The 19,831-nt window shown below is 39.4% G+C and carries 17 protein-coding genes; 7 read left to right on the top strand and 10 right to left on the bottom strand.

Annotation, left to right across the window (positions count from 1 at the left end):
- Positions 1–36 precede the first annotated feature (36 nt).
- From NSTC731_RS23495 to NSTC731_RS23475, 5 genes are all read right to left on the bottom strand, one after another.
- Entirely contained in the window at positions 37–279 is a 243-nt protein-coding gene (locus NSTC731_RS23495) for a hypothetical protein (RefSeq protein WP_445627030.1), read from the bottom strand.
- On the bottom strand, positions 260–673 hold the full coding sequence (locus tag NSTC731_RS23490; RefSeq protein ID WP_445627029.1) for a type II toxin-antitoxin system VapC family toxin: 414 nt from the start codon (positions 671–673) through the stop codon (positions 260–262). Before NSTC731_RS23490 ends, NSTC731_RS23495 begins: the two co-directional genes overlap by 20 nt.
- Entirely contained in the window at positions 660–920 is a 261-nt protein-coding gene (locus NSTC731_RS23485) for a DUF2281 domain-containing protein (protein WP_445627028.1), read from the bottom strand. The genes NSTC731_RS23490 and NSTC731_RS23485 overlap by 14 nt, the downstream gene beginning before the upstream one ends.
- Positions 921–1,488: 568 nt before the next feature.
- Entirely contained in the window at positions 1,489–2,139 is a 651-nt protein-coding gene (locus tag NSTC731_RS23480; protein WP_445627027.1) for a hypothetical protein, read from the bottom strand.
- Positions 2,140–2,755: 616 nt separating this feature from the next.
- Positions 2,756–4,969 (bottom strand): phosphoketolase, encoded by a 2,214-nt coding sequence (locus NSTC731_RS23475; protein WP_445627026.1) that lies wholly within the window; start codon positions 4,967–4,969, stop codon positions 2,756–2,758.
- A 186-nt stretch (positions 4,970–5,155) separates the two neighbouring features.
- Here NSTC731_RS23475 and NSTC731_RS23470 point away from each other — a divergent pair, with 186 nt between their 5' ends.
- The 4 genes from NSTC731_RS23470 (at position 5,156) to crtO (ending at position 11,251) form a co-directional block, all read left to right on the top strand.
- Positions 5,156–6,538 carry a cytochrome P450 gene (locus tag NSTC731_RS23470; RefSeq protein ID WP_445627025.1) on the top strand — a complete coding sequence of 461 codons (1,383 nt, stop codon included), beginning with the start codon at positions 5,156–5,158 and terminating at the stop codon, positions 6,536–6,538.
- 484 nt (positions 6,539–7,022) lie between these two features.
- Positions 7,023–8,399: a cytochrome P450 gene (locus NSTC731_RS23465; RefSeq protein ID WP_445627024.1), complete on the top strand. Its 1,377-nt coding sequence runs from the start codon at positions 7,023–7,025 to the stop codon at positions 8,397–8,399.
- 293 nt (positions 8,400–8,692) lie between these two features.
- The gene (locus tag NSTC731_RS23460) at positions 8,693–9,451 is read left to right on the top strand and encodes an LmeA family phospholipid-binding protein (RefSeq protein ID WP_445627023.1); all 759 of its coding nucleotides are present in this window, start codon (positions 8,693–8,695) and stop codon (positions 9,449–9,451) included.
- Between the two features lie 105 nt (positions 9,452–9,556).
- A complete protein-coding gene (crtO, locus tag NSTC731_RS23455) occupies positions 9,557–11,251 on the top strand; it encodes a beta-carotene ketolase CrtO (RefSeq protein WP_445627022.1) in 1,695 nt (564 codons plus the stop codon).
- A 69-nt stretch (positions 11,252–11,320) separates the two neighbouring features.
- Here the strand turns inward: crtO and NSTC731_RS23450 are convergent, their stop codons facing one another.
- A complete protein-coding gene (locus NSTC731_RS23450; RefSeq protein WP_445627021.1) occupies positions 11,321–13,057 on the bottom strand; it encodes a trypsin-like serine protease in 1,737 nt (578 codons plus the stop codon).
- Positions 13,058–13,699: 642 nt separating this feature from the next.
- On the opposite strand from NSTC731_RS23450, the gene NSTC731_RS23445 reads away from it, so the two are divergent.
- Both NSTC731_RS23445 and NSTC731_RS23440 read left to right on the top strand, forming a co-directional pair.
- A complete protein-coding gene (locus NSTC731_RS23445; protein ID WP_445627020.1) occupies positions 13,700–14,443 on the top strand; it encodes a tetratricopeptide repeat protein in 744 nt (247 codons plus the stop codon).
- 78 nt (positions 14,444–14,521) lie between these two features.
- Entirely contained in the window at positions 14,522–15,394 is an 873-nt protein-coding gene (locus tag NSTC731_RS23440; RefSeq protein WP_445627019.1) for an SDR family oxidoreductase, read from the top strand.
- Positions 15,395–15,403: 9 nt separating this feature from the next.
- Here NSTC731_RS23440 and NSTC731_RS23435 read toward each other — a convergent pair whose 3' ends face one another.
- The 3 genes from NSTC731_RS23435 to NSTC731_RS23425 all read right to left on the bottom strand — a co-directional run bounded on the left by NSTC731_RS23435 (position 15,404) and on the right by NSTC731_RS23425 (position 17,111).
- Positions 15,404–15,832: a hypothetical protein gene (locus NSTC731_RS23435; RefSeq protein ID WP_445627018.1), complete on the bottom strand. Its 429-nt coding sequence runs from the start codon at positions 15,830–15,832 to the stop codon at positions 15,404–15,406.
- A gap of 16 nt (positions 15,833–15,848) precedes the next feature.
- Positions 15,849–16,748 (bottom strand): IS982 family transposase, encoded by a 900-nt coding sequence (locus NSTC731_RS23430; protein WP_445632155.1) that lies wholly within the window; start codon positions 16,746–16,748, stop codon positions 15,849–15,851.
- Positions 16,749–16,973: 225 nt separating this feature from the next.
- Complete coding sequence (locus NSTC731_RS23425) at positions 16,974–17,111, bottom strand: hypothetical protein (protein WP_445627017.1); 138 nt, start codon at positions 17,109–17,111, stop codon at positions 16,974–16,976.
- 152 nt (positions 17,112–17,263) lie between these two features.
- Here NSTC731_RS23425 and NSTC731_RS23420 point away from each other — a divergent pair, with 152 nt between their 5' ends.
- On the top strand, positions 17,264–17,419 hold the full coding sequence (locus NSTC731_RS23420) for a hypothetical protein (protein ID WP_445627016.1): 156 nt from the start codon (positions 17,264–17,266) through the stop codon (positions 17,417–17,419).
- A gap of 567 nt (positions 17,420–17,986) precedes the next feature.
- On the opposite strand, the gene NSTC731_RS23415 is transcribed toward NSTC731_RS23420, so the two are convergent.
- Positions 17,987–19,828, bottom strand: a complete 1,842-nt coding sequence (locus NSTC731_RS23415) for an eCIS core domain-containing protein (RefSeq protein ID WP_445627015.1) — start codon at positions 19,826–19,828, stop codon at positions 17,987–17,989.
- Positions 19,829–19,831: the final 3 nt, after the last annotated feature.

The following is a 19,831-nucleotide window of genomic DNA, read 5'->3' as shown; positions in this document are numbered from 1 at the left end:
CATCACAAAACTTGCGGATGAGAGGAAGCCAGGGACTTAAACCCGTAGAATGTTGTTAAACAGTTTTTCCTTCTTTGCAGGTTTTAAAGCGTAGTACGGAAATATTAACTGTAGGTTGGGTTGAACTTTAGTGAAACCCAACAGAGACGGGAATGTTGGGTTTCGTTCCTCAACCCAACCTACAACTACTACAACTACAATTTCATCCCATTGGGAGAAAAGAAATTGTGCGATCGCGGCTGATAAATTTATAATTACTTCAAAATAGGAGATTTTCAAAAGGATAACTTTGCTTCCAACGATAGGTATTAAAGTCACGCTGGTCTACTGAAAAAATGCGCCCATGCCCTAAATATTCTGCTAAAATTACTAGGGAAGCATCAGCCAAATCCATTGGAAGATCAGCATATTTTTTGATTAATTCAATAATTCGAGGAGTATGATGAGGTTCTAAATTAAAAATCGTAAATAATTCTTCTTGCAGACTATTTAGAAAAATAATTTCAGCTTCAACTCCCTTGCGAGTTACCAAAAGATAACAAGTTTCTGTGACAACAGGCCATGTTGTAATTAAAGGTTCATTATATTGTTTTAAAGCTTGTTTTACTCTTTGGTGGTGAGTGTCTTTTTTATCAATAAGGGCTAACCAAAATCCTGTATCAATGATGATCATATTTTTTATCTAATGTATTAGATAAAACTTCCTTATATGTAGTTGATAAATTTTCTTCCACAGAACAACAACCAATTAATCCAATGTCATCAAACTTTTCATAAAGACTTTTTCCCTGACTATGATTTTCTGATTCTGGTTGTGGATAACGCTTTTTGAGTAACTGAATAAAATCAAGTAGTAAGATTTGAGCTTCTTCTGGTAAAGTATCAATATCTTTATATATTTCTTCAAATTTTATAAGCATAATTAACTTCTAAGATTGAGGAAAGTTTTCAGTATGACCTTATTATAGACTGCTTTTCAAGCGATCGCGGCTGATAAATTTATAATTTATAAAGGCATACAGCCAAATAATATTTTAAACTTTAAAATATATTAGTTGATCCTAGAGACTAGAGAAAATGAGCATTGAGGAAATTATTATAGACAAGGTAAGAATATTACCTCCTGATAAGCAACAATAGGCATTAGATTTTGTAGAATTTTTACTTGCGATTAACATATATTTTAAATTTGATTAATAAGCTGTAATTATTGGGGAATATGTGTTTATGAAAATAGCCAGAACACACCCTTGGAGGTTGGGTAGAACGGAGTGAAACCCAACAAATGATCTCACTTGTCACAACAAAAATTTTACATATTAACTTATCTGCTTTAAATTCAGGTGATTTAGTGTTGGGTTACGGCGCAAATATTAATTCGTTGTGCTGCAAATATGCTAGCTTGCGCCTCCACCCAACCTACAAAATTACTGATTAATTTATGTGATATCAAAAAATATAAATTTGATGTCGGATGTTAGCCTACTTCTAAATTGCTCCTCTACTTTGTAGTTTTATCATTTCTTCTTGTACACTAACTGCTACTTGTAATGCTTCATTTAATAACTGACCATATTCGCTTGCCTGTTCCCTAATTTGCAAGGTTTTTATCATACTTAAATTAATTGCAAATTTTTCTGGGTTAAAATCAGGATTTTCCCTTAAAATTCTTTCTGTTTTTAACGCACGGATTAACTCATCTCTTGTTAATTGGAATGCTTCAATTACTTTCTCTCTATCATCTAAACATACACGATGTCCGATTTCTTGCAGCTGTTCAATAACAGTTATATTTTGTACTAATTGATTATATTTTTGTACTTCTTCAGCTATCTTACTTAATTTATAATCAATTTCATTAATTTTATTAATATTTGATTTAGTAGAGTTTTCAAAACTGTTATTCATTGTACCACCTATACTAATCAGAAAAACAGATAGCATCCAAAAAATAATACCAGGGCTAATGTGCATAAAAACCTTAGCACAGATACATCCGATAAGAGTAATCCCTCCAGCAACACTGATTACATCCCCAATAGATTTTAAAGTAGAATCTTGAACGGGTATATTTTTTATACCTATCAGCTTTTCCAATTCCTCTTGAGTAATCTGAAGTTTTTGTAAATTAGAGTTCATAATTGTAAGATTATTAATTAATGTATTTTTTACAACATTTACATAAATAACAAAATCAAACTTATACTAACAACCGCAAATACACGCATTAAAAGCTATATTCTTTGCTATCCTATGCGTATTCGCGGCTGTATTTTAAGTTATATATTTACAAAACCCAGCCTGAATGCACTAATACGATCGCACCTTTCCTCAACCCTCCACAGCCAATCAATTAAACACCACATTTTCCATAGAAATATCGCGTTTCATCCTCGCTTGTGAATTAAGTTTTGAACTCGTAAACTAGCTTTTGCGACTTGAAAACTAGCTTTTGTGACTTGAAAAGTAGCTTTTGCGACATGAAAAGCAGCTTTTGCGACATGAAAAGCAGCTTTTGCGACATGAAAAGCAGCTTTTGCGACTTGAAAACTAGCTTTTGCGACATGAAAAGCAGCTTTTGTGACTTGAAAACCTGTTAATGTTAAAGAATTTCAGCAAATCTAACCAGATTTATTTATAAACTAATCTCAATCCCTTAGAAGTTCTCATAAAAAAACGCAAATATACGCATTAAACGCAATTTTTCAACATTGCCATACGTATATTTGCGATAAAAGTAGAAACAATTCTAGCTTTAATGCACTAACGCGATCGCCCTCTTTGTCAAAGCCTCAGCTGTCAATCCATTAAAGGCCATCAACTCGCCAGCACTGGCTGTAGTTTCGCCACGTTTCCATGCAAAGGTGTCGCGCTTCGCTGTACTCCGTAACAGGATCGGTTCTAGCATCGACGCAGCACCACCAGTAACCGCAATTAACCCATCGCCATCAAATAATTCGGCAAATTTCGCATCATCTAAGAAATCGCCATCAGGTTCGGAACAGGTATCCCATGCGGTATCGTGGGGACGATACAAACGTCTGGGGTTAATAACAGAAACAATCTTGGCACCAATACCTTCAGTTTCTAAGAAAGCAGCAGCTTCAAATACTGGCATTAATGTCATATCGCCAATTACAGCAAATACAACTTGTTTATCGCCAGCAATTTCATGTAATAAAACTGCACCATCGCGCAACCCTTGACGAGTTTGTTCTATAGTTGTGCGAATTGGTAACGGCGATTTACTTGCAGTAATTACAATTCCCTTATTCTTAGTTTTCAATGCCCACTCATAACAGACTTGAATACTATTAGCATCAGGGGGAAATAATGGAAAAACATTTCCATTTCGCATCAACGAAGCAAAGTAAGCTTCAATTTCTGGACGTTGGTGAGTCCAACCGTTGCGTCCTTGCTCTAATGCGCCTGCTGTGAATAAAGTAATAGTCGAGGGTGTAGGACGGCGTAATTCTGCCATTGCTTGGATTACAGTTTGCCAAATTGGTAATCCGTTGATGGCAAAAGATTCGTAGGAACACCACAAACTTCTCGCACCCATTAACGCTAAACCCGCAGCTAAACCGGCACAAGCATCTTCACTCAATGGTTCATAAACTTGCCCATTTGGTGCTTGATTATATAACTCGTCGGTTGTAGGATGGATAATCTTTAATGCTTGGTTGATGTTAGCAATTCCAGACGCTTCATTACCATCAGCGTTGGTGACGAGAAAATTCCGATCTTTATTTCCCACTATTCCTACCAATCGTCCCATTGCAGTTGTGGAAACTTTTGGTTCGCCTCCAACTGCATATTCTTCTAAAGATAATTCGCCTAATTCTGGCAATGGAAATTCAAATTCTGTCACTACAGTTTTTGCGGCTGGTCCACCACCGGCGCGTTCGGCATTTGTTCTGACTAATTGCCAAGCTTGGGCTGATAAAGCACGGGTTTGCAATGCATTAACAATATGCGGCGCATCCAGCGTATCTTTAGGATACAGGTTGTGAGATTTTGCACCCCGCGCGTGAACTCCTGCACCTTTGAGTTGTTTAATAATAAAAACGGTAAGTTTACCACCTAACGCCGATCGCGCGGCTTTATCTACACCGGAAAGTACTGCTTGAGTAAATTCTAGGCGTTTCTCAAAGGAAAAGGCAGTACTATCAACGTAATCCCCAGGTTGATCTCGATCGTCAAAATCTTTGGCATCCACCAACACAACTTCATCAAAACCGTTACCTTGCCAATATGCTTGCATCTCTGGGTTGGTTTTCAGGGAAACCATGCTGTGATGTTCTTGGCTGTAACCGTTCCACACTAATATCGGCAAGAAATTGGTGACAGCAGGATAAGCAGTATGGAAATGCGCGATCGCACTGACAATATAAGGCTCACCCAATCCCCCATCCCCAACTGTAAAGGGGAATAACTTATCTTTGTGCAATAGTGCAGCCGCCATTGCAAAGTGTTGCCCTTGTCCTAATGGCCCCGCAGGTGCGAGAATACCGGGAATGAAACCAGAAAGGTGTCCTAAAAGTCCGTGCTTTTCTCGGAAGCGATCGCGCAATTGTTGGACTGTAAAAATTCCCATGTCCTCTAGCGAACGATCTAAGAACATGGCACTATAAAATCCGGGGGCGTGGTGTCCGACTTCGGTAATAATATTCTTGTATCCCAGCATGACAAGAGATGCGTAAGCTTCTGCTTGGCTGGCGAATCCGCCGGGATGCCCAGAAGCCTTACTACCGGTAACTTGTAAAGTTAGGTAGCGCAGGGCATCGGCAGCTAGTAAAGTTTGATATACGGCTGCTTTTTCTGTAGTCGATGCGATCGCGATTTTGCCCGACTCAATAGCAGGAGTTGCACCATAAGTTTCAAAATCTGGTAAGGCTTCACCAAAATATTGAATCCCTTCCGAAAAATTGGGAAGCGCTGAAGATGCCTTTGCGGAGATTGCAGTCATGCTGAGTACCTTTTGACGAGGAAGTGAAACTGTAGATGCTCGTTGAATTTAACCAAAATTTTACATCTTCGAGGTTGTAACAGTTTATTGCTTTTTTGCAACGTTAGAATAAGTACTTTAAATGGTCAGGCAACCAAAATTTCAATTAGTTGAAGTAGCAAAAAATATTTAATCGGAAAAAAATTTATGAAATTCCCAAATGGCCCGCAAACTCCAGCAGTTGTACAGATCCTGCGCTGGGTTGTTAATCCGATGTCATTTATGGAGGATTGTGCCAAAAACTATGGCGAGATTTTTTCTCTCCGATTAGACAAAAATCTGCCTCCTATGGTGATTGTCAGCAACCCCCAAGCGCAACAGCAAATTTTGACAACTGATACCAAAGAATTGGAAGCACCTGGCGATGTGAATCAGCTGTTTGAACCGTTGCTGGGCAAGCATTCTGTAATTACCATCAGCGGCGCAGAACACCAGCGCCAACGTCAGTTGTTAATGCCTCCATTTCATGGCGAAAGAATGCGGAACTATAGCCAGGTGATTACCGATGTCACCAAGCAAGTTATTAACCAATACCAAATAGGTAAACCCTTTAATATCCGGTCTGCAACTCAAGCTATTACCCTGCGGGTGATTATGCAAGCTGTATTTGGTCTGTATGAAGGGCCTCGCGCCGAAAAACTACAGCATTTTTTGGGCGATCTTTTAGAAAAGGCCAGTTCTCGCTTAAGTATAGCTTTGCTTTATTTTCCAGCTTTACAAAGAGATTTTGGCCCGATTAACTTCTGGGGAAATCAGATGCGCCTTCAGCAAGAAGCTGACAAACTCATCTACGAGGAAATTCGGGAACGTCGAGAACAACCAGATTCATCACGCACGGATATTCTTAGCTTACTCATGGCTGCTAGAGATGAAGCCGGTCAACCCATGACCGATGAAGAATTGCGCGATGAATTGATGACTCTGTTAGTCGCTGGTCACGAAACCACAGCCACAGCCTTAGCATGGGCATTATACTGGATTCACAAAGTACCATCAGTGCGCCAAAAGCTACTGCAAGAATTAGATAGCTTGGGCGATAACCTAGATCCTGGCACCGTTTTCAAGTTACCTTATCTCAACGCTGTCTGTTCCGAGACATTGCGGATTTATCCAGTAGCGATACTAACTTTGCCCAGGGTAGTCAGAACCCCGATATCGCTGGGCGGTTACGAACTAGAACCGGGTACAGTGCTACTTGGTTCTATTTATTTGACCCACCAACGGGAAGATATTTATCCAGAACCTAAGCAGTTTAAGCCAGAACGCTTTTTAGAACGACAATTTTCTGCTTATGAATACTTGCCCTTTGGCAGTGGTGCTAGGCGCTGTATTGGGCTAGCATTTGCCCAGTTGGAAATGAAGCTAGCACTTGCTCAAATCCTTTCTAGTAAGGAATTAGAACTAGTTAATAATGGTGAAGTGCGACCTAAACGCCGTGGTTTAGTGACAGGGCCAGATCGTCCCATTGAGATGGTTGTCACGAGTCAACGTCAGGTGAAGTCTTCCATCCTCCAGACAACCTCTGTTTGATGCTGCGAGGTTTAATGGTTGCGTTCAGCAAACTTTCAATCATCTATACATTTAGATAGATTTTCAATGCTTTTAAACAATCCCCTATAGTCCTCTTTTAAAGAGGACTATAGGGGATTTTAATATATTACAACTGTAAAAAGAATGAATTTTAATAGTGAGACAATACACCAAGATAAGGCATTTTAATATCATCAAAAGACGTAAATTTAATATGTGTATCTCAAAATAATTGAGTAAGTTTTTTTTGTAAATGCATTTAAAAAATCATAAAAAATATTATTATTAATTTTGTAAAACTAATGGTGATTAATTAACACTACGGTTCACTTAGTGGTAACTAACTCCCGACTATCCCCTGAAAATATTAAAAAAGCTGGCTCTAATTACATCTTTTTTAAGGAGTGTTAGGGAGAATTAAACCTTAACCTAAGCGGATTGAATTATTTGCGCCTTGTTAAATCCTAAAAGTATTCAATAAACAATGAAACTATTTGAGAATCTCAGCACACCAGCGTTGCTACAAACTCTGCAATTAATTGCTGAACCAACAAAGTTTTTAGAAAATAATGCTGCTAAGTATGGTGATATTTTTACAGTAAAGGTAATGGGTTTAAAGTCGCCACCGATAGTATTTTTTAGCCATCCGCAAGCAATTAGCGATTGTTTTGCCATACCTGCACAAAAATTAGATTTTCAAAAAGCAACCCATGTATTTAAACCCTTGTTTGGTGAGAATTCTATTGTATTTCAAGAGGCGCGATCGCACCAACAACAACGGCAGCTATTACTCCCAGCATTTCATGGCGATAATTTAAAATCTTATGGACAAGCAATTTGTCAAATAACTGAAGAGGTTACACAAAGTTGGACATCAGGTACAGATATTTGTATACACAAATTAATGTCAAATATCACTTTAGAAATTATCTTACAAGTGGTATTTGGGATTACTCATGGTGTGCGTTACCAACAATTAAAAGAACAATTGAGTTCTTTATTAGAAGACGTAACTAAACCTTGGTATTCCAGCTTGTTTTTCTTTCCTTCGCTGCAAAAAGATTTAGGCGCATGGAGTCCTTGGGGAATTTTCTTAAAAAGACGAGAGCAAATTGACAAACTCATCTATGCCGAAATTTCTGAAAGACGTTGGCAAAATGATCCTGCGCGTACAGATATTCTCAGTCTGCTGATGTCAGCTTATGACGTAAATGGGCAACAAATGACAGATGAGGAATTACGCGATCAACTAGTTTCATTATTGCTATTGGGTTACGAAACTACATCTGGTGTATTAGCGTGGATATTTTATTTAATTCACTCCCATCCAAAGGTTAAACATCGGCTAATGCAAGAACTAAATACCTTAAACAATCTCACAAATCCGGAAACAATTGCCCAATTACCTTATCTCACCGCCGTCTGTCAAGAAACACTGCGAATTCACCCTATTGCTTTAATTTGCACGCCGCGAATGGTAAAAGATAGAGTGGAAATTATGGGGCATAAATTTACATCAGAAACAGTTTTAGTTCCCTGTATTTATTTAGCACATCGCCGAGCCGAGACTTACCCAGAACCAGAACAGTTTCGGCCAGAAAGATTCCTCAACCAAAAATTTTTACCTTACGAATATTTACCCTTTGGTGGAGGTTATCGCGGTTGTATTGGTGCAGCCTTTTCCATGTACGAACTAAAATTAGTAACAGCTATAATATTATCCCGTTTTGAATTAAGCCTTACTGATAAACGTCCTGTGCATCCAGTCCGTCGTGGAATTACAATTGTCCCTAGCGGCGGTGTAAAAATGGTTGTTACTAAAAAAGCAAAACTCAAAAAACAAACAATACTTTCTACTTAACCCTGTTTTATCACTTTGGGGAAAGAAAAATAATTGTAGGTTGGGTTGAACTTTAGTGTTACCCAACATTTACCTTGGTTTTCGGATGTTGGGTTTCGTTCCTCAACCCAACCTACGCCTAAATTGATAAAAGTATTGAAAAATAAAGGTTTTAGATTTTTACCTGGCGAGAGTGATTAAAGAGGGTTAATTACTCAATCTCCCCATTTGCATATATCGTAATATAGAGCCGCTTGTTAGTATCTAGCCTTTACAGTAAATAGTAAGAGGACATTTATGAGAATTAGTAATTCATGCCTAATGAGCATCGGTTAGAAGAACAATTTATATCCCAAGAAGCTGAAAAACAAGTATCCAATCAGCTAGATGAAGTAGAAGAAATAGCAATAGATGTAAAAACCGATCTGTTAAAAATCCTTCAAGGACAGGCGGATGGAGTTGCAGTTGCAGGTCAAGGATTAGTTATTAAAGAAGACATTCGCGTACAGGAAATAAAACTGCAAACAGATAGTATAGCTATCAATCCCTTTAGCGCTCTTTTTGGTCAAATAGAACTCAATGAGCCAATCAATACTATTGCTAGGGTTATACTCACAGAAGTCGATATTAACCGCGCCTTGACCTCAGAGTTTGTTCGTAGCCAGATGCAAAACTTTGAGTTGAATGTAGATGGAGAAATTGTCAGTTTTGAGCCAAAAGAAATTCAGATATTTTTACCTGGTGATGGCAAACTAGAATTTAAAGGAAAAGTGCAGTTAAAGGAAATGGGAAATACTCGCCCTTTAGCTTACACTGCGATCGCTCGCCCACGAACTCATTCACAACCCGCCATGCTGGAGGCTTTTAACTGTACTGAGGGAGAGGGGATTTCAATAGAATTAACTACAGCATTGATGCAGAAAGCTAAAGAACTGATGAATATACCATCCTTTAAATGGGAGGAGATAGCTTTTTCTATCAAAAATGTAGAAGTACAAAAAGGTACTTTAATACTTATGTTAGAAGTTCAAGTAAAGCAAATACCCCCATCGTCAAGTTTAATATCTCCTTAGTAGGATTGACACGAGTTAAAAATAATTTTTGTTACTGAGGGATGATGTCAATGTAATAAAAATTTTCTAATATTTTAGAAAGCTACTTATTTCTAAATTCCAACTATGCAAGAGTATGATGTTGTGCTGATCGGTGCTGGACATAATGGACTAGTTTGCGCAGCTTATTTGCTAAAAGCTGGTTATAGCGTTCTGTTACTAGAAAAGCGTTCTGTACCAGGTGGCGCAGCAACAACTGAAGAATGCTTACCGCAAGAAGCTCCTGGATTTAAATTCAATTTGTGTGCGATTGACCATGAATTTATTCATTTAGGCCCAGTTGTTGAAGAATTAGAACTAGAAAAATATGGCTTGCATTATTTGCAGTGCGATCCAGTTGTTTTCTGTCCTCATCCTGATGGGAAGTATTTCTTAGGACATAAGTCGCTGGAAAAGACTTGTGCAGAAATCGCCCGTTACAACCAACGTGATGCCAAAAAATACGCAGAATTTGTAGACTTTTGGCAGCGATCGCTAGGTGCAATGATTCCTATGTTTAATGCACCGCCAAAATCAGTTATAGACATTCTTGGTAACTACGACGTTACCAAACTGAAAGATTTATTTTCTGTTATTGGTTCTCCAAACAAAACGCTGGACTTTATTCGCACGATGTTGACCAGCGCTGAGGATTTACTTAACGAATGGTTTGATGAAGAATTTCTGAAAGCGCCACTAGCCAGACTAGCATCAGAACTTGGTGCGCCGCCATCACAAAAAACCCTTGCCATTGGTGCAATTATGATGGCAATGCGTCATAATCCGGGGATGGCCAGACCTCGCGGTGGAACTGGCGCACTTGTGCAAGCTTTGGTGAATTTAGTCACAAGTAAAGGTGGCGTTATTCTCACAGATCAGCACGTTGAAAAAGTTTTAATTGATGATGGCAAAGCTGTAGGTGTGCGGGTTGCTGGTGGAAAAGAATATCGCGCTAAATACGGGGTTATTTCTAATATTGATGCCAAGCGGTTGTTCTTACAAATGACAGATAAAAGCGATGTTGATGGAGCCGACCCAAATTTATGGGAAAGATTGGAACGCCGCATCGTTAACAACAACGAAACCATCCTCAAAATAGATTTGGCTTTAGACGAACCACTCCATTTTCCCCACCACGCCCACAAAGATGAATATCTTGTCGGTTCTATTTTGATTGCTGATTCTGTGGCTCATGTAGAAGAGGCTCATAGTAAATGTACCTTGGGAGAGATTCCTGATGCTAACCCATCAATGTATGTGGTGATGCCTAGTTATTTAGATCCCACATTAGCACCAGCAGGTAAGCACACTCTATGGATTGAGTACTTTGCTCCTTATCAAATTGCTGGTGCAGAAGGCACTGGTTTAAAAGGTACTGGTTGGACGGATGAATTGAAAAACAAAGTTGCAGATCGGGTGATTGATAAATTGGCAGACTATGCACCTAATGTCAAAAATGCAACTATCGCCCGTCGGGTAGAAAGTCCAGCCGAACTAGGAGAAAGATTAGGTGCGTACAAAGGGAATTATTACCATGTTGACATGACCCTAGATCAGATGGTATTTTTCCGTCCCTTGCCAGAAATAGCGAACTACAAAACGCCAATTGATAATCTATTTTTGACTGGTGCAGGGACTCATCCAGGTGGTTCAATTTCCGGAATGCCGGGACGCAATTGTGCACGCGCATTTTTGCAGGCAAAACATCCCATTAGCCAAACTTTGAAGGATGCGCGGGATTCGATTAAGTCAACTGTCGAGTCAGTGTTTGGCATTAGTTAAGCCTTGCACAGATAAACCCTCATGTAGAGACGCGATTTATCGCGTCTTGATTTATCGCGTTTTGATTTATCAGGCAATCACGAAAATATTTGTATTAGTCATAGCTAGACCTATTGCTAGTTGAGCAACTTGGATTTGACTAGATGAGCCTGTACCATCAGCATCAAAGAATAAACCCCCTGTATTATTGTTGTAGATAAAGCGATCGCTACTATCTTCTGCTACTGAACCGATAAAAAATTGCGTGGCTTGAAGTATACCTTCACTAAGTCCACCTCCAAACCCGATTTGAGAAACATGAATTGTGTCATCTAAGGGCGAAAAATCTGTAATGTTATCAATCCCCTCAGAAGGGGTATTAATAGTAAAAACATCAGATCCAGTTCCTCCCGTTAGTGTATCGTTACCTAAACCTCCAACGAAAGTATCATTACCACTTCCCCCTATAAGGATGTCATTGTCATCTCCACCATTTAGATTGTTATTACTAGTATTACCAGTCCCATTAATATCATCTGCACCTGTTAAGGTAAGATTTTCTTCATTGGCTGATAAAGGGGAGCTAACGGTTGATGAAACGGTGATATCTGGCGAAGTAGGCGTATTATTGGCAACAGTGAGTAAAGTTCTAAATACCTTTTGGTTGCTGGTTAGACTTTCATCAAACTCTGGGATTGAATTAGTTGGATCTAGAAATGAAATAACATAGTAATTTCCAATTGGGATATTCGGAAACGCACCACTCCAAGTCGCTGTTCCCGAATTGAATGGATTAATCGAAGAAATAGTTGTATTACCAATTAAGTAATGAGAACCAATATTATCAGTGATATTGGCATCAGTGGAAGCATAAAAAGAAACCGAGAAAGTGCCTGTCGCGGCTGTACCATTGTTGCGAGGATAGACCGTGATGCTGAAATTTTCCCCATATTTGATAGTTTTATTATTAAAACTTCCAAGAGTGGTGTTAAACCACACATCAGAATCTACTAAATCAGCTTTGTCAGTGGGTTGGCGCGCGCTATTGTCTTGGTCGATCCAGTTTTGAATCTCATTATATCGAGTGCTTGTAATTCGGGCGAACTCGTTGTAAAGCGGAGTTTTATTGCTGGTTGTCTCATTTGAAGCTACTCCATAAATAGTTGGTTTATTTGTGTTGGAATTATTAAGCCAGAGAGGGCCTCCACTATTTCCAGGTAAGATATCTAGCTCATTACTACGCAAGATCGAGTCAGTTGTACTTGTGATTTTTCCACTTTGAGTCCACATATCATAGTTGTCAAATTTCCCATCGCTATTGGAATCAAATTTATCAGATGGGTATCCAGTGACATTCACTAAAGTTCCACTGCTGAGATTATCGTCATATCCATAGTTAAACCAGCCAGTAAAGTTTCCAATATTGCGGTCAAGAGTAACCAATCCTATATCGTATTGAAAAGTTTCGCTTTTAGTTTGATCTCCTTGAGTCCATCCATCAAAAGAACGTGTATAAACAGATTTAGCTTCACTATAATATTCATAATCAGCGCGGTTTGTACCAGCAATGATATTTCCTTTAGAACCAAGCATCACCTCAATTTTATCTGCCCAACCTCCATATCTCGTATCATATACACAGTGTCCTGCTGTTAAAAAGTGGTAGGAATCAATCATGGCACCAGAACCGTTGATGATAATATCATCAGCAGTATCAATAACCCCATCTGGGCCTTTCCAATGTATTCTCATCTTTCCTATAGCACTAAATGGAGAAGTTGTCGTGTTGCTAACTTTTGTCCGACCATCAGGGGAGAAAAGAGACATAGTTTTATATCCTAAATAAAAAATGATGAATACAAAATAGACAATTTTAATGCCAAAAATTATCTCATGGCATTATGAGTGCACTAGCAATTTTTATGAGATTTTTTCCTGTTAATAATTTTTTAAGTAAAATTAAAACTTGAAATTGCCATATATTTAATATAAATTATTTATCCGATTTATCAATATCTAGAGCTTAGTTTGAATTTTCTTTGGAAGCGAAAAATAAAACTAATTAATAGAGATAGAGGTTGGAAAAACTAACTATTCTGATATTCCTTCTGTCTTCACCTCTGCGATCCTGGCTGATTTATACCGTCGGCATTGGCAAATTGAAGAAGCTTCTCATCAGGATGAATTACTACAGGAATGCGATGTTTACGACGAGTCACAGCTACGCAATATATATAGCAACACGAATAAATTGTTTTTTGAGTAAAGCAGGTTCTAAGCGATTGCTTTATGTGTATTTAATATGATATTATTACATACGCTTGATTTTGATAAAGTTTTATGCATCGTCAACAAACCTTTTTGGGAAAAGAAATATAAGTAAATTAATGGGTAAAAACTAGTGTATTTTGATAATACTCAAAAAACTAACAAATTTGACCATCATCTAAAAATTTTTGTAGGTACAGCATGGTTTTTCGGCACTGCTTCGTTGCATCTGGCTTGATAGCTTTCTTGACATTTGGCTGTAGTGGTGGGGGAAACTCATCGGCAGAAAATACTACACAGGTTGTCCAAGAAAGCAATGTAACCCAACTTTTCATAGAAGCGAAGGCTACCCAAAAAGCAGAAGATTACTTTCATCAAGGTAACAATTTATTAGATAGACATAATTATGAAGATGCCATAAAAGCTTATGATAAAGCGATCGCCATCAAAGTTGAGAGTCCTGAAGCTTGGATTAACCGTGGCATCGCCTTAACATCGCTGCAACGCTACCAAGACGCTCTTGCATCTTACGATCGAGCGATCGCCATCAAACCCGACAAATATGAAGCTTGGTATAATCGTGGCATCGCCTTAACATCGTTGCAACGCTACAAAGATGCTGTTACATCTTACGACAAAGCGATCGCCATCAAACCCGACAAATATGAAGCTTTAATTAACCGAGGTATAGCTCTGACAAAGCTGCACCGCTACCAAGATGCGATCGCATCTTATAATAGAGCGATCGCCATCAAGCAAGATTTGCACCAAGCATATTACAACAAAGCTTGCTCTTATGCTTTACAAAGCAATCTAGAATTAGCAATTGAGAACCTAGACAAAGCAATCAAGCTTGTTCCTGATAAATACAAGAAGTTAGCAAAAACTGACCCCGACTTTAGCAAAGTGCGTAGTAAAAAACAGTTTCAGGAATTACTGCAATAGTATTCGATCGCCACTACTCAGTGTAAAATATAAGCCTGCTGTAACAAGGATTTTTTCTTGAGCGGTTTACGATTAGACATGAAAAAATTGTTAATCACTGGGGCAAGTGGTTTTTTAGGATGGCATCTTTGCCAGCTTGCCAAACAAGAATGGGAGATTTATGGCACTTATTTATCCCATCCTTTAGAGATTACTGGTATGAAAATTTTACAAGCGGATTTAACAAATTTTCAGGAATTGAAACGTATCTTTAATGATGTCAAACCAGAAGCAGTTATTCATACTGCTGCACATTCGCAACCAAATTTTTGTCAAACCAACCCCAAAGAATCGCACGCAATTAATGTGATAGCATCTTGCAATATTGCCGGACTTTGCGCGGATAATTCTATTCCTTGTGCTTTTACCTCGACCGACTTAGTTTTTGATGGTTTAAATGCTCCATATCGAGAAACAGATGCCGTGTGTCCTGTCAATCTTTACGGCGAGCAAAAGGCGATCGCAGAAGCAGATATGCTAGAAAGGTATCCCATGACCGCAGTGTGTCGAATGCCGTTGATGTTTGGTGCAGCAACACCCACAGCGAAAAGCTTTATTCAGCCATTTATTCAAACTTTACAAGCCGAAAAAGAACTAAATTTATTTATTGATGAATTTCGCACCCCAGTAAGTGGAACAACTGCCGCCAAAGGACTTTTATTAGCATTAGAAAAAGTTAATGGCATCATTCATTTAGGTGGCAAAGAGCGGATTTCACGTTATGATTTTGGACAGATATTAGTAGAAGTATTGCAACTTCCTGCCACTAGACTTAAATCTTGTCGGCAACAAGATGTGAAAATGGCAGCACCTAGACCAACTGATGTTTCTTTGGATAGTTCCAAAGCTTTTGCATTGGGGTATCAGCCTTTATCTGTAAGGGAAGAATTAGAGGCAATACACTTCAGTTAAGGCTAAGTGTTAATTGGATATGTATACATAAATATTCGCGTTTACAGATTTTGCTGCGATCGCACTTGTAACACAATTTATCGAAAGTATAAATTTTCGAGAACCTGATTCTATGGTATCGGGCGATGCCTGCGGTGGGCTACGCCTACGCACTTCTGCCTTCTGTGAATTAACTTCTGCTTTCACGTTTCGGTGTTTCGCGCACTCTGTATCAACTTCTGCCTTCTCGGAATTAATTTCTGCTTTCACGTTTCGGTGTTTCGCGCACTCTGTATCAACTTCTGCCTTCTCGGAATTAACTTCTGCTTTCACGTTTCGGTGTTTCGCGCAGTCTGTAGCAACTTCTGCCTTCTGTGAATTAACTTCTGCTTTCACGTTTCGGTGTTTCGCGCAGTCTGTAGCAACTTCTGCCTTCCCTGAAGTAACTTTTGTCTTCAAGTAACCTGAGTTCGGGTTAAAGATAAGGAGGTAAAAGCCACTCCAGTTGAAGGCTAGGTTTCTTAGGTTGATGACAATAAGCGATTAATCCGCAAAGAACGTTAACGCAAAAATTAACGGGGCTTCGGTGTCGAGAATGTTCAATCTGAGAAATGTTTTTGAGTTGATCATTAATCGTTTCAATAATTGAGCGTTTACGGGACAAAAGTTTGTCATGAAGACGCATCAGCCTATTCTTCATATTGCGACGGGGTTTAGCGAAAAATTGGATTCCGAACTCTTCCAAAAGCTGAGAAGCAAGTTTTTCAGAAACATAGCCGCGATACCTTCGGTAAGCTTCGCTAACGCCAAATATTTTGCCAAAAAGCTTACACAGTAAATCTGGTACGGGTTTACGGTCATCAATATTACCAGGAGTAAGAGTCACATTTAAGAGTTGACCAAGCTCATTGACAACAATATGAAGCTTAAAACCAAAAAACCAATCCACGGAAGTCTTGCCACGAGCGGCTAAACCTTTAAATACCTTATGCCGAGAAATCCGACGATTATGACATACCTTCAAGCAGGTTGAATCGATAAAGCCGATACCCGTACATTGTCCGAAACAATGCTTCAGATAGACGCATAAAGGTATTAAAGTTGATGGTATCCATTCAATAAATCGTTGATAAGAAGGAAGACCTGGAAACGCAGAACTCCACTGCTGTTTCACCTGATTCAAATAAAAATGTTTGAAATTCCGGTAGTGATTTTGATGAAAAGCGATGATAATTGTCATTATTTCACTTAAACACAAGCTTTTCGCTCTTACACGTTTTATTCCTCCATGATTTAACAGTTTTCTGTGCCATTGAGCTTCAAACGCTTTACAGAAATCATCTACATGACAGAACAAAGCATCTAAACTAAACATAGGACAGGTTGCTGGATTTGTTGTTATTTTCAGCTTACTACCTGTCCTTTTCCTTATCCCGAACTCAGGTTCAAGTAAGGGAACTCCAAAAAATAAATCATCCAATTTCACCGAATCAAAAGGACTTTCTCTTCGCCTGCGAAGATATCCTTGCTTCTCTACAAGATCGAGTCCAGTAGGGTGCGTTAGCGACAGCATAACGCACCGCGCCACATTCCAGTTCTTCTAAATATCCCAAATACTGTTAAGCACTTCTGGAACTTCAATCATTCCCCAATTTTGCGGATAAACATCTTGCTGGATAAACCGATGAATAGTTGAAAATTGCCAATCCTGTGGAGTCAGACATAATTGATGCCGCACAGGATTGTAATGAATATAATCAACATCACTCCCTTTTCCCCCTCTTGCAAAAGTAACTTTTGCAAGAGGTCTATTAATGAGTCTATTGTCTTAAAATACCCATTGTTTATGCCGAATTAATATCTCTCGTAGGCTGCGTTAGGCGTTTGTGTTTGGATATTTTGACAGGCGATTTGGTTGTTTACGCCGTAACGCACAAAATCATCAGTTCGGTGCGTTACTTCGTTAACGCACCCTACAAGATCGGGCGATCGCACTCTATAAGAGCGGCGATCGCAATTATAATTGAATGGGCATCGGAAAATTAATATCGTTGCCAACTAATATATTTATATGTGTACGACCGTGCTTATATAATTTTCTGGTAATGGAGGAAAGGATATCTGAAAAGGTAATTAAATCGATCAATGCACCTTTCAACATGTTATCGACTTCTGTCCAAATAAGGGCAGAGCGGACTTCAGGACAATTTACGAGGTATTGGAAAAAGTGATCCTCAAAATTACTCAAATTGTCTGCTTTGCCCTCCGTTAATATTTGATCGGAAAATTCACTTAGAAATGTCTCTATATTGACGATGTTTTTGCCATTTAGAGTGTACAACTTATATGATTGGCTGAGTGAGTTTGATAAGTCTGTATATGCTACTTTATTAACCACATTTATGATGGATGGTCGTGTTATATTAAATCCTATATTCTTCATCGTGGCATTCCTTTTTTACTTTTTTTATTGGTTTTTTGTTGTAAATTGCGATTGTATAGGACTCATATCTGATTTTTGAACAAGATTTCAGATAAAACCCTGATAGAACGGGCTTTTCAATCTCAGTATCTTTTCAGAAATCAAATCGGAGTCCTAATATTAAGCAATAGTTATATAATTCGGGTAAAATTATTGTAGTGATCGCTTGTAGCCCACCAATGATTGGCATGTGGCCCTGCCCCTGTCGTATCCCTTACAATTCGATTTCTCCCCCAGAACCCTTCAGCCGCTATAACTCCTGTTGGTTGCGCATAGTATTCAGCATACCCTCCGGCTCCCGCGAGTCCGGGTAAGTCACCATCGTTATTATTCCATGACACATTCCAACTGGCCGTTAACCATCTTCTTTGCGCGTTTATTGACCATTGGTTCTTATGTACATTCATTCTATTATTGTAATCTTTCTCTGATCTGGCGTTCCTCCAAGTCGTCTCATCATTCCTTGCTTTAGCATTGACTGGTAACTTATTCCAGGCATCTAAGGCAACATTCTCTGATACTATCCTCTCTGTATCCTCATTCCATGGATTATCTTCGGCAACTCTGTCAGTAACCCATGAGGGTGCAGGAGGTCGTGCATTCGGACTCGTTGTTGCCAACGCGTATCCTGCACTTAGCGATGATGATAAACTACCTACAGGCGTAGTATTAGCAGCATTCCATGGAACCATTTGCAAATATCCGGGCTGCGCTAATGATGAAATTTGGCTATTCCCTGTTATTGCCCTTTTCCGTTGGCTCGTGCGATCGGCAATTGATGCAGATGGGGTTTCGATAGCTGTGTGTTGCGATAACTGCTGCGGTGGTAAAGGCGATCGCATCACTGCCCCCCCATTCTGCTGCACAACGTGAGTCAACTCATGCGCCAACAACTCCTGTCCGCCCCGACTCCCAGGATTATATTCTCCCGAACGAAAGAACACATCCTGTCCCGTTGTGAAAGCACGCGCCTGAATTGACCGATTCAATTGGTCTGATTGACCATCTGTGTGAACCTTCACCCTACTGAAATCTGCGCCAAATGCCGCCTCCATCGGTTCGCGGATATTGTCTGCCATCAATTGTCCACCACCCCTAGCTTGGTTAATGGACGCTTCCAGGTCTGGTGTAGCAGCCATTCCAGCATTAGTCTGACGCTGCACCATCGGCTTCATCTGTAATTCTTCCTCATCTTCTGGCACTGCTTCTCGTTGCAGTGTGCGATTGTCCAGAGATTTCATTTGCAATTCTTCCTCATCCTCTGGCACTTCTTCTCGTTGCAGTGTGCGATTGTCCAGAGATTTCATCTGTAATTCTTCCTCATCTTCTGGCACTTCTTGTCGTTGCAATGTGCGATTGTCCAGAGATTTCATCTGTAATTCTTCCTCATCTTCTGGCACTTCTTGTCGTTGCAATGTGCGATTGTCCAGAGATTTCATCTGTAATTCTTCCTCATCCTCTGGCAATGCTTCTCGTTGCAGTGTGCGATTGTCCAGAGATTTCATTTGCAATTCTTCCTCATCCTCTGGCAATGCTTCTCGTTGCAGTGTGCGATTGTCCAGAGATTTCATTTGCAATTCTTCCTCATCCTCTGGCAATGCTTCTCGTTGCACCAAAGGAGTGATGGAATTTGCTAGAGGTTTCATTTGCAATTCTTCTGAATCTGGCAGTGTTTCTCGATGGATAGACTGGTGATTTACAGGTTGCGTTATTCTTTGCATTACCTGCTGTGCGACGCTATCAGCTTCCTGTTCGTATTTGTCTCCAGGCTGGCTAATTGAGAGTTTTGCTTGAGAACGCAGTGATATGCGACTGATATCGTGAGTGACTGGTTTGTGGAGTGGTTGTATTTTAGGAATTGCTTGGCGTGAAATTGCCGACGACTCCAAACCAAAGCCAGGTATCGGTTGTTTCAGGGATGGAATTGAGAAGCCTGTAGTAGTTTTTTTCTGCCGACTGACATGTTCTCTCATTTT

The sequence above is a fragment of the Nostoc sp. DSM 114167 genome (assembly GCF_052692655.1).
The sequence above is the reverse complement of the archived record's forward strand: the minus strand, read 5'-3'. Positions and strand labels throughout refer to the sequence as shown.